The following is a 12,821-nucleotide window of genomic DNA, read 5'->3' as shown; positions in this document are numbered from 1 at the left end:
TACCTACTTTCCATCTACTTCGAAATAACTCCTAACGCCGACAGTGCCACACTGACGATCAATACGACGAAAATTGCTTTGGTTGATGTCATGTTTTTCTTTCCTAACATCCAATAGACAATCCCGACAATAGCTGCTGGTAAGAGCCGCGGCAAAATCATATCAATATTGTTTTGCATATTCAATGTGACCTCACCAATACTTGGTGCCCAAGCAAATTTTACATTGACCATTGTTGCCACTAATGCTCCTACCATAAAAACACCCAGTAATGTCGCTGCATCTGTTAATGCTGTTAAGCGGCTTTGCATGGTTGTCACAAGGGAAATACCTTCTTTATAAGCAAATTCCAGTTGTTTCCAACGAAAGATCATGACTACGATTTGTGCAGCGATCCAGATAAAGATGCCGATCGGATTTCCATTGATGGCCATATTCGCAGCCAATGCACCAAAAATCGTTGGCACTAGGGCTGCGAAAATCGAATCACCGATTGCTGCGAAAGGTCCCATCAACCCGGCTTTCAACCCTGAAATGGTATCTTTTGCCTGAAATCCCTCTTTTTCTTCGATCGCTAGATCAATCCCCGTGATAATGGTATTGAAGAAATTTGATGTATTAAAAAACTGTGTATGCGTTTTCATCATTTCTTTTAATTCAGGGGTGTTGTCCCCATAGATTTTACGTAGTTGCGGCAAAATGGTGTACAAGTAACCTGAGCCTTGCATCCGTTCATAGTTCCATCCTAGTTGGAAACCAAATAGGCTGCGCCGATTGATTTGTTGGAAGTCTTTTTTCGTTAATTTAACATTAGATTTCATCGTCTTCAATCTCTCCTTCCGAATGCTGCTCGTTTTGTGCGGTATTAGTTGCTGGACGTGCTTGTCCATTTTTGTAGCTGATAGCGGCAAATGCGAAACCAATTAGTGCGATTGCCAACATTGGTAATGCGTTGAAGGTACCGCTGAAATCTTTTACAACACTTGCTACACTGCTGCCCAATAGTTGGATATTGCTAAATACCGTTGTTAATAATGCTGTCAAAACAAAGCCTAAAATAAGATAAGGAAAATGTTTTTTTACTGGTAAATAACGAAGTAAAATTGCAAAACCTACAGCTGGTAAGACTGCTCCGGCAACGGATAATCCATCGCCTAACCACTTTAAATCACCATTCAAATAACTAACAACGTTTTCGACTAATCCGCCACCGAAAGCCAACGCGAGAAATACAGGAACAAGTCGTGATAGCGCCCACGGTGCTGCGCCCAACAAAAAGTTTCGTTCGATGGCTTTGAAATTCATATTTTCCACGTGGGTATCGATTCTATGAGCAAAATACGTATTCGCAAAACGAGCTAAAATATCTAATTGAATCATCAAACTAGCTACCGGTACAGCAATTGCAGCAATTGCCTGTTCTGGATCCATTCCTAATGCAACAGAGAATGCCGTGGCCAAAACCGTTCCCGAATTGGCGTCGATCCGCGAAGCACCGCCAAAAGTTCCTACACCAAGGACTGTCAGTTGCATACTACCACCAATCAATAAACCGGTTGTGATATCTCCCATCACTAACCCTGAAAAAAGACCAGCAAAAACGGGCGCACTCATTGAAGAATAGATCTGTAATTCATCTAGAATCTGATAACCTGCATATAATGATAATAATAAAATTTGCCACCAATGAATTTCCATATTGATTCTCCTATCTTTCTAAAAGGCTCATAAAGTTTTCAGCTTTATCGCTAGGGACCATTTGTGCAAAAAGTTTCACACCTTTGCTAGCAAGTTCTTTGAAATCAGCAATATCTGCGGGAACAACATTGATTGACTTGGTAATAGACTTTGTTTCAGCTGTTTGGGACATGTTTCCAACATTTATTTCAGTGATCGGCACACCTAATTCCACTAGTTTGAGCAAACGGTCAGGTTTTTTAGCAACAATCAACAACCGTTGAGAATCATATCTTCCAGCCAAAATATTGGCAGCTGCTTTCTCAATCGGCAAGATACTTAACTTGACCCCTGCAGGCGTTGCTAATTTCAAGCCACTCTTTTCGATTGGATTTTCTGCTACATCGTCGTCCACAACCATAATTCGGCTAATATTCAGCTTGGTCGTCCATAAGTTTGCCACTTGTCCATGAATCAATCGTCCATCAATACGTACACCAATAATACTCATACTTTTTTCGCCTCCATCGTTTTATAAACCGGTTCTTTTCTCAAATGTACTTCTTTTGCAAAGCAGCCCTCCGTTTCAAAAATAATGATTGTGTTTTCCCCATGATTCAAAAATCCGCTTGGTACGTACAATGATAAAATGGGGCCCACTTCCCAAAAGCGTCCAACAGTGACATTGTTGACCAGAACAACTCCTTTGCCGAATCCTGTCAAATCAATAAAAGTATCTCTTTTTTCCTCTAGCACAAAGGAATAACGATAAAACCCGGGTTGTTCTGGATGCCAGTCCCGCGTAAAATCAATTGCTGGTGACTTACTGAAGTCTAGCCAGTAATGAGTCCAGTTGGTCACAAAGTGCAGATCAGCCATCACACCTCTACGAATCCCTTTTCGCTGGGTCTCTGCTGTCAGCTTATGTCCATAGTTGACTCGTCCCATATTTTCTACTAGAATATCCAATTGATTTTCTTCTGCTGCTTGCTTAATCAATAAGTCTTCACCAATTTCTCCTTGATATTGCGTTGCAAGGAATGTTTCATTCAAGAAAATCTGGGCACGATCATTTCCATCAATGATCCGGAGCTTTTCTATTTCCGCGTCTCGCCGTTTCTTCGTGCGGTACAACAAATAGCCATAAGGATGGTCCAATTGTTCCATCGTTTGCGGATAAACCGTCTTGACCGGCTGACTGATTTGATCGATAACAGAAAACAAACTTACTTTATCTTGTAGTTGAAGTTCCATTGATAGAGATGTTTTGCTGCGCGGTTCGTGCTGTTCATATTCTGGAAAATGTTCTTTTAGCATTTTCTGCAATGCGTAATACTTTGCTGTCGGATTCCCTTGCTCATCCAATGGTGCATCGTAGTCATAGGAAGTGACCTGCGGTAAATCGACTGCGCCTCTAGCCGAACAACCATTCATAAATCCAAAATTAGTTCCCCCGTGAAACATATATAAATTGACACTACCGATTTCCAAAGCTTCTTTGACTGATTCAGCGAGATCATCTGGGTCTCTCCGAATAATTGGTTCATTCCAGCGATTGAACCAGCCATCCCAGAATTCCATACACATCAAAGGCCATTTTTTGTTGTGCTGATCAAAAAAATCCTGCATCGCTGCAAAGTTTTCTTTTGCCCGGGAACCAAAATTCCCTGTGACCAATACATCATCTTCAATCAAGCTGCCAGCTCGTAAGGCGGCTTGCCAAGGACCATCCGAAGTAAATAAAGGCATATCAATGCCACGGTTTATCAGCATTTCTTTGATAGCTCTCAAATAAGCTTTTTCTTCACCATATGACCCATATTCGTTTTCCACTTGGATCATTAGAATGTTCCCTCCATGACTCAACTGGTAGGGAATGATTTTTGGAAGTAATACATCGTAGTATTCCGCCACATGCGCTAAATAGCTCGGATCACATGCTCTTAATCGTCCAGACTCCTTTAGTAGCCAAGCAGGTAACCCGCCGAATTCCCATTCGGCGCATATATATGGAGAAGGTCGCAGGATGACATACAGACCAAGCTCTTGTGCCAAGGACAAAAAACGCTCTAAATCAAGAATGCCTTCAAACTGAAATAACCCTTTATGCGGTTCGTGCAAATTCCAAGGCACATAGGTTTCGACGGTATTAAATCCAAGCGCTTTCAAATTATAAAGAGAGTGCTCCCAATCATCCGGATGGACCCGAAAATAATGAATCGCACCAGATAGTAGTTTAAAAGGAGAACCATTCATTAAAAACTCTTCTTTTATTTCAATCGTAGCCATGTTCTGCTCCCATTCATTAGTAGTCAGCTTTGCAAGGTGAATTGCTCTATTGGACTGGCTGTACTACTTTCTCATGCCACGAAACGGCAGTTTCTCTTATCACTTCATTCAATTGACGAATGTTTTGTGTCCCTTGTTCTGTCAGCCATTCTAAAGTTGCCGCTTCTCCTTTTTCAACAAAAGGAGCGACTGCATCTTTCCAAGTTGCTCTGCCACAGAGTACACCGTTGAATCGTGCCCCAGCATCTTTGGCAAAACGCAATGTTTCCATGAATAATGCCGCTGAGACCCCAGCACTTAAGAAGATATATGGCAAATCTGTTGCGTCGCTTTGTTCTTTAAAATAAGCGGCAGCTTCTTGACGTGTATAGGCGATCTCCCCTGTTGCATCCCCTTCAACAAATGATATGTTTACTGGTACTTCAACCTTTAAGACATCTACTTTATACTGGGTTTTCGAGAATTCTTTCATCATTTCGATCACTTTGCGCGGCTTTGCTTTGGCATAGGAAAGCGATTTCATGTCTACATTTTTAGCATCATATGACAATAACTCTAAATAAAATGGCAGTCCTTCAGCCATGCATTCGCTTCCAATTCGTTCAACAAAAACTTGCTTGTGAAAATTGATTTCCTCTTCTTCATCGCAATCGTAATACAGCAAAAATTTCACCGCATCAGCACCTGATTCTTTAAACCGAATAACTGAACAATCCGGAAGCAAATCAGGAAAGCGACCAGGAACGGTTTGATCGTAACCGGTTTTCTCATATGCTAGCAAAAGACCGCTCTCTGCTGCACGTTTTTGTGCAGCAGGCAACCCATATTCTGGATCCAATAAAATGGCTGAGGCATAGGGCGTCAATTCTTGTGAAATCAGGGTTTTAAACCGCTCAATCGTTTCTTTCGTCGCTTCCATCCCTAAAGCTGACATCATTTTCTTCAGTGCACCACGCTGATCAATCGCCAGGGCGGTAATAATGCCCTCCGGCGTCGATAAACGTTCCATTGCTTGTCTTTTATTTTCGGACCATTCTAACATGCTTCACACTCTTTCCTAATTTTCATATGGATAAATCGTTACACCTTTGACCACACGATTGACTGTTCCACTTGGCGATGGTGTATCTGGTGTATTACCAACCTTCACCGAACAAAGTAATGCGATCGTTTGGGCTACCATGATATCTGCTAAAGCAAGATAGCCATCCGGCAGTAACGAATCTGCAGCTAATTCAAAGGAATCACCACTAAACAATGAACCCTTTTGACCAATTCCAACAACGCGTTGGGCAATACCGTCATTTTTGATTTCGTCCAGCATATCTACATCGTATTTCTGCGTATATGAGTCATTGCTGACAAACAGGAAAACCAATGTTTGCTCATTGACAAAAGATTTGGGACCATGTCTGAATCCTAAAGATGTATCAAAAACGGTTGCGATTTTTCCAGCAGTCAACTCGAGAACTTTCAATTGCGCTTCTCTAGTCAATCCGCCTAAGCTTCCCGAACCTAAGTAAATGATGCGATGAAAGTCTGATGCCAGATACCCTTGGATCTCTGATTCTCGTTGGATGACTTCTTCTCCTAGTCGGCTTAATTGATGAACATATCTTTCTTTTTGCTGATTGCTTGCTTGATCAAAAATAAGTAGCGCAGTCAGCGTCATACAGCTGAAACTGCTTGTCATAGCAAAACCAGCGTCATTGGCTTTGTTTGGCATTAGTAAAACTAGATTTTCTTTTTTTGTAGGCATTTGTGTAGCCAATAATCCATCTGGTGCACAGGTGATCACGATATGATAGATCTTGTTGACCAGCTGATTGGCCATCTTAACTGCGGCTAGACTTTCTGGACTATTTCCACTGCGGGCAAATGAGACCAAGATCGTTGTCTCATCAGGAATCAGGTATTCTTTTGGCGTAGCAACGATATCGGTCGAACCAATACTTTGAAAAATGAACTGATTCGTATTTCCTTGACTAGTAAGAAACGGAATTAGTGTATCCCCCACATATTGAGAGGTTCCGGCCCCTGTAAAAATGACGCGGATCGGTCGCTCTCCAGCATGTTGTTTCGCATCCGTAAACAAACGATCTAGATCTGCGACTGTTTCTTGATAACGGTCAAACGTCTCATGCCACAGTTCCGGTTGTTGTCGAATTTCTCGGGTAGTATTTTCTGCTCCTAGCTTTTGCAGTTCTTCTTTTGACAACATAAACATTTTCTTTCCTCCAATTCAGTTAGTGGAACGCAGATGCCTGATCTTATAATGAAACTTATCGGCCCGTGCCACACTTAATGTAAATTCAATCACTTCGTTCTCGAGATTATAGGTTGAGCGAACTAAATGGAGCACTGGTGATCCTTCTGGAATATTTAGCAGCTCACTATCTTCTTTCTGGGCAATACTGGCATAAAATTCTTCGTCAGCCGATCGTACCGTTTGATTGAAATCTTCAGAAAACAAATCGTATAACGGTTTTATCGATAGCAGTTCCCGAGATAGTGTCATAAATAGCTTCACTGGCAAATAGGATTTCTCGATCATCATTGGCAGATCGTCGGCTAAGCGCAAACGGTCTAACTGAAACAAAGGTTCACCTAATTGAACATTCATATGCCCCGCTAAATACTTGGTTGCTTCAATCTTTTTGAAGGCCAATATCTTGGTTTCAGGATGTTTGCCCATTGCCCGCATTTGTTCGGTAAAACTATATGCGCCAGCTAGATCAGTCGCATTTGTCCTTAATTCCGAAACAAAGGTTCCTTTTCCATGTTGTCGATAAATGTAGCCCATTTTTTCCAGTTCTTGCAATGCTAGTCGCACCGTCGTGCGACTAACGCCATAAAAACTGGTCAACTCTCTTTCTGATGGCAGCTTATCATGAGCGACCATACTGTTTTCGATTCGTTGTTTCAATATTTCTACCAGCTGATAATAAAGTGATTTTGATTGAAATGTATTTTGCATCGATGTCTCTCCTAACTGGTTATAACCACAATACAAGTATAGTAGTGGTATTTTTTATGAGTCAATACTAAGAACAGTTTTTTTTGTATTTTCATTTTTGGTCTTGTTAATATGATTGGTATCATTGACTTTAACAGGCATAAAAGAAAATGAAAAATGATTTTCCAACTATTTTCATTCAAGAACAACTTCTATTTTTTTCTTTTTCGCACTTCAACTGGTATCTTTTTTTTATTAGCTACACTCCTTCATCAGCAAGCGGTTTATCTCAGACTATCAAAAAAAGCGAATCGAGGAGATCAAATATAGGTCCTCAACTCGCTTATTAAACTGACGATAGCGTTATACGTGCTAGACGATTTCCAAGTGGCTCAAAGATAGCTCTCCAACCCTGTCATATGCGGTAATAATCATTTCTGAAGCTGAGAGATCCGTTATTTGCTGATAAGTTCACCCATTGTGAGAAGTAATTGGCAACAGAGATCCCTTTTTCAGTCAATCCCTTGAGATCCATCCATTCTTGCTTCATTCGGCTATTGTGATATGATTGGCCATTGAATCAGCATGTTTCTGCCCCCTGCAATCCATTGAGCCGCAAGTAAAACAACCTGATTCATTTCTAAAAGATGATTATTCTTCCACAATAGCATCTTTATCCTTCCCAGTTAATCGAATATAAGCTATTTAGAAATTCTTCCCATACTTCTTTTTTCATATCACTCTCTAAGACAAACTCAAAAACTTTTTCAATCTTTAAATTATCGTCATCTAGTCCTACATACCATTTGTAATCAGGGGCCTCATTTTTCATACGATCCTCAAATAACTTTTCTATACATTTGTCAGTAAGAAAGTTATCTGTTTCTTGACTTGTTCGTTTGTAGAATTTCCATATATTGCCATTTGTATACAAAACTTTTTTAAACCATAGTATTTGTCCTAAGAGTTGGCCTAAATCTTGATTCAGTTCATTTCCTGGTTTTTTTGCTTTCTCAAATTCTGATATTAGATCGATTGATTCTAGATCTAATAGCTTCTCATCGACATTTTTTACTTCAACGCAGCCATAAATCAAATTTTTATTCGCTATATTTACACTTCCCCCGGCAAGATTATCTGAATTATCAAACCGTTCATCCAAGATGACAAAATCAGGAAATGAAGATAAGCCATAGAATATCTGACCTTTTGGACTCCTACTTCGCAAGCTTACATCTCTTAAAGATAGCCTAGACATATTTTTGCCAGCCTTAATCATTTCCGCAACTAGATGATATAGGTCATTTTCAATCCAGTTTTGTCTTTTAATCAGGTTTAATTCTCGCATATAGTATTCAAATTTCTGATTTCTCATGAAAAATCATTCCTCTTTATTTACTCATTTCTCTAGCACCTAAATCTCGCTGGACATCGTTTCCCACTTAACACGCTATTTTCATGATCTATTTTTATTGTTTGCCTCCCTTATGAGTTGTTGACATTCAGTATTCATGAATTAATCGTCAGACGGATTAAAGATGGATCTCCAACCCGTCATATGCGGTAATGATCATTTCTGAAGCTGAGAGATCTGCCATCTCTTGATAGGTTCTCCCTCCATTGTGAGAGAAATGATTGGCGACAAAGATCGTCTTTTCAGTCGCTAACTTGCGATCCATCAGCTCCTGTTTCATTTGAATATTTTGCGACCAATTCATATGATTGGCCATCTGGTCAGCATTGGTCTGCCCCGTGCAATCCATTGATACACAATCAAAAATAAACTTATTTGCTTCTAAAAAAGCAAACATCTCTTCCGTCAAGTAGCCTGTATCGTGTCCATAGAGAAGTGTTTTGCCTGTTGGATCTTTGATGACATAGATAAAACAATCTTCGGCAAAATGACCATGTTGTGCCGGTAAAGAATACACTTCATAGCCATTGATCCATGTTTTTTGATACGCTTCCAAAAGATGATACGTCAGGCGTTGTTCATCGTAACGTCCTTCCAATTGGAACGCTCGGTCATAAAAACCTTTCACATAGGCATTGCTATAGACAGCCAATTGAGTCGTGATCCCATTGGCATAGCCGGACATTCGATAAGCTAAATCTTCTCCGTAAAAATGATCTGAGTGCCAGTGGGTCAGCAATAATGCTTCGACGCGATTATAATCCACTCGACCACTCAATCGGTGCAGGTAACTGTCCCCAGGAAAATCGATCAAAAGCTTGCCATCATCCAACAACGCTTGCGTTTGGGTCCGAATCTCCCGGCCTTTTTTCTCCATCGCATGACGGCAGATCCTACAATTACAAAATATGGCTGGAACACGTTCTGCCGCAGCAGTACCCAAATAAGTGACTTTCATCCTCATCCCTCATTTCAATTTTTATCTTTGTTTAGGTATAGCATAATTTTTATCGACTTTCATGACTTTTTCGAGATTCTAATCAAACTTTTCTTCGGATTCAATCGAATCCTCAGTCAGAACAAAAGACAATTTTCGGGATACTGTTAAAAAATATGCAGCTACATGATCAGCCTTATTTACTTGCGCATGAGGCATTAAAGCAAATGATAGACCCCTCCTGACCAAAAGAAAAAAGCCCTTGAAAACAAGGGCTTTTGCTTCATCTGATAATAAATGATTAACGACGAATTTCTTTGATACGAGCTGCTTTTCCGTGTAATGCACGCAAGTAGTACAATTTTGCACGACGTACTTTACCGTAACGAACAACTTCGATTTGTGCAACACGTGGTGTGTGCAATGGGAAGGTACGTTCAACACCTACACCATTTGATACTTTACGAACGGTATAAGTTTCGCTAATACCAGCTCCGCGGCGTTTGATAACAACACCTTCAAATAACTGGATACGTTCGCGCGTTCCTTCAACAACTTTCGCATGAACGCGAACAGTGTCCCCAGGACGGAAAGCTGGGATGTCAGTACGTAATTGTTCTTGAGTTAATTCTTGAATCAATGGATTCATCTTTATCATTCTCCTTATTCCCAAACATTCTTAAAGCAATTTGCTCCAGCGGAATATCGTAATAGTTGAGTTTACACTCACTGAAATATCTTACCATAACTTTCCAGCTCATGTAAAGACAAATTTCTTGTCACCAGCTTTTTTTCCCGACATTTATTTTGTCTCTATAAAAAAGACAACGGACTAGACTGGTGCTTCTAGTATCCGTTGTGGTGGTTTCATTTGATTGCAGGTGCGATTCTAGATACTGAGATTTCTTACTTTGATTCATCCTCTGCCGAAGCTTCTTCGTCGATCTCTTGTAGCATTTTTTTCATTTCTGCTGTTAGGGGATAATCCGCCAACATATCAGGTCGTCGATGATAAGTTCGTCTCAAGGATTCTTTTAAGCGCCATTCTTCGATCAGTTTGTGGTTGCCGTTCATCAAGACTGGTGGGACCGTCATCCCTTGAAATTCTGCTGGTCGCGTGTACTGCGGGTGTTCAAGCAACCCTGTGGAGTGGGAATCAGTCTGCGCAGACGTCTCGTTTCCTAGCACTTCAGGCAGCAAACGAACGGTCGCATCGATCATCACCATCGCGCCTAATTCGCCACCAGTCAAAACATAATCCCCGAGAGAAACTTCATCCGTCACTAGCGAACGAATTCGTTCATCATACCCTTCATAATGTCCGCAGATAAATACCAGATGCTCTTCTTGCGAAAAAGATTCGGCCATTTTTTGATCGAATTTCTTACCGGCAGGGTCTAACAAGATAATACGTTTTTTGGTTTGCGGGGTGGCAGTTTCGATCGCTTTTAAATTATCATAGATCGGCTGAACTTTCAGCAGCATCCCTGCCCCTCCGCCATAAGGGTAGTCATCTACTGTTTGGTGTTTGTTGTCCGAAAATTCGCGAAAGTTTGAGACATTGATTTCTAGAAGCTCTTTTTCCCGAGCTTTTCCAATGATCGATTCCCCCATTGGGCCGTCAAACATTCTTGGGAATAAGGTTAAAACATCAATCCTCATCATCCAACAACCCTTCTGGGATCTCAATATGCACTTCGCCTTTATCCAAATCAATTTGCTTTACCACTGATTCGATGTAGGGAATCAACGCATCTTTTTTGCCTTTGCGTTGGACTACCCAAACATCATTGGCACCGGGAGATAGGATTTCTTTGATTTTTCCTAGTTCTCTGGCTTGCTCATCAATGACGGTCAAGCCGATGATTTCATGATAGTAATACTCATTTTCTGTTAGTTCGCTTAATTCGTCTTTTGAAACTTTTAAGATACCGTCTCGCAAAGGTTCCACATCATTGATCGTGGGGTACCCCTCGAATGTCAATAAATCAAAATTCTTGTGTTTACGATGACCAGCGACGGTTAATTCCAGCGGTGCTTTATTTTCTCGAAACAGTGTTAATCGTTGCCCTTTACGGTAGCGTTCTTCTGGGAAATCGGTTTGCGAGATCACTCGTACTTCTCCCCGGATTCCGTGGGTATTGACAATTTTTCCTACATTTAAAAATTCAGTCACGATTGGTCCTCATTTCCTTTATAATCCTTCTCATTTTAGCATGGGGAGTTAAGGAATTCTAGTGTTTTCCCGAGGTGGAACTGCTTGGATCATCAACAAGCATGGATTTTCCGCTCCCCAAAGGGTGGGAAATGTTTCGACAGGCAAAAAACCCATCGCCTCATAAAAACTTCGTGTACGTTGATAGTGTTGGTCTGGATGCGTCTCTGCCAATGTCTTAACCTGTAAAAAGGCCATACTTTCTCGTTGGCACCAACGGATGGCTTCTTGGATCAATTGGCTGCCGATTCCTTGATGGTGATCGGCTTTCAATACGCCCATAACATAGATCTCAGCAGTCGCTGGACTTGTTTTTACAAGGGTCAAAAAACCTTTGTTCTCTACAACGATCATTTCTTGATAGGCACTTTTTTCAATATAATCGGCAGTGCTTTCAGGCAGGCCGAACCATTCCGGCAAATCAGCCAGAATGGTTTGTGCGATCTGTTTCTTTTCTTGAGGATCAGATAAATACGTAATCTGCATGACTTCCTCCTACACGTTAGATTGGCTCTTTTATTGATTCATTGAGACAGCCATTTTCAATGCGGATAAAGGATCTTGATGTTGCAAGGTATAAGTGATCTTACTGTCTTGCCAAGAAACGCTGTTAGCCGTGTAATCTGATTTTCCCATATCAATGGTGATTTGACCAATTCCTGGAGCGGGCAGCATAGCTTCTTCTAAATAGGCCACGATTTTTTTTGCTACTGGCACGGGATCTTGATTCTCTTGATTGACTGCTCGAACCGTCAAGTTCCAATTGCCTTCTTGCCAACTTAGATAACTGGAACCAGCTGCACCTTGCATATGACCAGTGATGTTATGTCCTAGATCGACCGCCTGTCCGCCTTCATCAAGGTTCGCATGTACAGCCTCCGCCGCTTGGTCTTCATTTTCGTAAGCAGCATTTTTGTAGCTAGCGATTGGTGTCTCATTGTTCAATGATGGATCATTCAATTCTCGTTGATCATTTAACTGATAATAGAGGATAGAGAGTTGATCTGCCCCTTCGTCGGTTGCAGCATTCAAGGTCTTTTGCTCCGTCACCGGCACCTCTGATGGCAAGCGATCCTGCGGAAAAGCAGCTGACAACTGATCCAGTGTTCCTGCTTGGGTAACTGTCTTACTTGAAGTTTGCGCGGCACTGCTGGAGGCTGCCTCACTACTACTGCTACTGCTTTCAGAAGAAATGGTTGTACTAGTATGAGTGCTTGAATGGGTTGACTCAGACTTATCCGTATTATTTTTCGTGTCGCATCCTGCTAATGCCCCAATGGCCAATACTGTCACTAGGAGACCTATTTCTTTTTTCATGATGATTTCCCCCTTT

The 12,821-nt window shown here is 41.2% G+C and carries 14 protein-coding genes; all 14 read right to left on the bottom strand.

Going from position 1 to position 12,821, the window contains the following annotated elements; genetic code table 11:
- Window positions 1-14: 14 nt before the first annotated feature.
- Window positions 15-821, bottom strand: a complete 807-nt coding sequence (locus EGX73_RS09860; protein ID WP_003127721.1) for a PTS system mannose/fructose/sorbose family transporter subunit IID — start codon at window positions 819-821, stop codon at window positions 15-17.
- Window positions 811-1,698 (bottom strand): PTS sugar transporter subunit IIC, encoded by an 888-nt coding sequence (locus EGX73_RS09855; protein WP_003127720.1) that lies wholly within the window; start codon window positions 1,696-1,698, stop codon window positions 811-813. The genes EGX73_RS09860 and EGX73_RS09855 overlap by 11 nt, the downstream gene beginning before the upstream one ends.
- Window positions 1,699-1,708: 10 nt before the next feature.
- Window positions 1,709-2,188 carry a PTS sugar transporter subunit IIB gene (locus EGX73_RS09850; RefSeq protein ID WP_003127719.1) on the bottom strand — a complete coding sequence of 160 codons (480 nt, stop codon included), beginning with the start codon at window positions 2,186-2,188 and terminating at the stop codon, window positions 1,709-1,711.
- A complete protein-coding gene (locus EGX73_RS09845; RefSeq protein ID WP_123866911.1) occupies window positions 2,185-3,966 on the bottom strand; it encodes a beta-galactosidase family protein in 1,782 nt (593 codons plus the stop codon). The genes EGX73_RS09850 and EGX73_RS09845 overlap by 4 nt, the downstream gene beginning before the upstream one ends.
- 46 nt (window positions 3,967-4,012) lie before the next feature.
- On the bottom strand, window positions 4,013-5,008 hold the full coding sequence (lacD, locus tag EGX73_RS09840; protein ID WP_123866910.1) for a tagatose-bisphosphate aldolase: 996 nt from the start codon (window positions 5,006-5,008) through the stop codon (window positions 4,013-4,015).
- A 15-nt stretch (window positions 5,009-5,023) separates the two neighbouring features.
- Window positions 5,024-6,193 (bottom strand): SIS domain-containing protein, encoded by a 1,170-nt coding sequence (locus EGX73_RS09835; RefSeq protein WP_081131261.1) that lies wholly within the window; start codon window positions 6,191-6,193, stop codon window positions 5,024-5,026.
- Window positions 6,194-6,208: 15 nt separating this feature from the next.
- Complete coding sequence (locus EGX73_RS09830) at window positions 6,209-6,943, bottom strand: GntR family transcriptional regulator (protein WP_003127715.1); 735 nt, start codon at window positions 6,941-6,943, stop codon at window positions 6,209-6,211.
- A 652-nt stretch (window positions 6,944-7,595) separates the two neighbouring features.
- Entirely contained in the window at window positions 7,596-8,297 is a 702-nt protein-coding gene (locus EGX73_RS09825; RefSeq protein WP_123866909.1) for a hypothetical protein, read from the bottom strand.
- Between the two features lie 157 nt (window positions 8,298-8,454).
- Window positions 8,455-9,294, bottom strand: a complete 840-nt coding sequence (locus tag EGX73_RS09820) for an MBL fold metallo-hydrolase (RefSeq protein WP_041119389.1) — start codon at window positions 9,292-9,294, stop codon at window positions 8,455-8,457.
- 280 nt (window positions 9,295-9,574) lie between these two features.
- Complete coding sequence (gene rplS / locus EGX73_RS09815; RefSeq protein WP_002357176.1) at window positions 9,575-9,922, bottom strand: 50S ribosomal protein L19; 348 nt, start codon at window positions 9,920-9,922, stop codon at window positions 9,575-9,577.
- A 257-nt stretch (window positions 9,923-10,179) separates the two neighbouring features.
- Complete coding sequence (gene trmD / locus EGX73_RS09810) at window positions 10,180-10,935, bottom strand: tRNA (guanosine(37)-N1)-methyltransferase TrmD (protein ID WP_003127691.1); 756 nt, start codon at window positions 10,933-10,935, stop codon at window positions 10,180-10,182.
- Entirely contained in the window at window positions 10,925-11,449 is a 525-nt protein-coding gene (gene rimM / locus EGX73_RS09805; protein ID WP_003127690.1) for a ribosome maturation factor RimM, read from the bottom strand. Before rimM ends, trmD begins: the two co-directional genes overlap by 11 nt.
- Before the next feature lie 48 nt (window positions 11,450-11,497).
- Window positions 11,498-11,974 (bottom strand): N-acetyltransferase, encoded by a 477-nt coding sequence (locus EGX73_RS09800; RefSeq protein WP_003127689.1) that lies wholly within the window; start codon window positions 11,972-11,974, stop codon window positions 11,498-11,500.
- A 30-nt stretch (window positions 11,975-12,004) separates the two neighbouring features.
- The gene (locus EGX73_RS09795) at window positions 12,005-12,805 is read right to left on the bottom strand and encodes a hypothetical protein (protein WP_005471940.1); all 801 of its coding nucleotides are present in this window, start codon (window positions 12,803-12,805) and stop codon (window positions 12,005-12,007) included.
- Between the last annotated feature and the right edge of the window lie 16 nt (window positions 12,806-12,821).

It is taken from the genome of Enterococcus sp. FDAARGOS_553 (assembly GCF_003812305.1).
In the GTDB taxonomy this organism is placed as follows: Bacteria; Bacillota; Bacilli; order Lactobacillales; family Enterococcaceae; genus Enterococcus_D; species Enterococcus_D gallinarum.
This window is presented reverse-complemented; position numbering and strand designations above follow the sequence as displayed.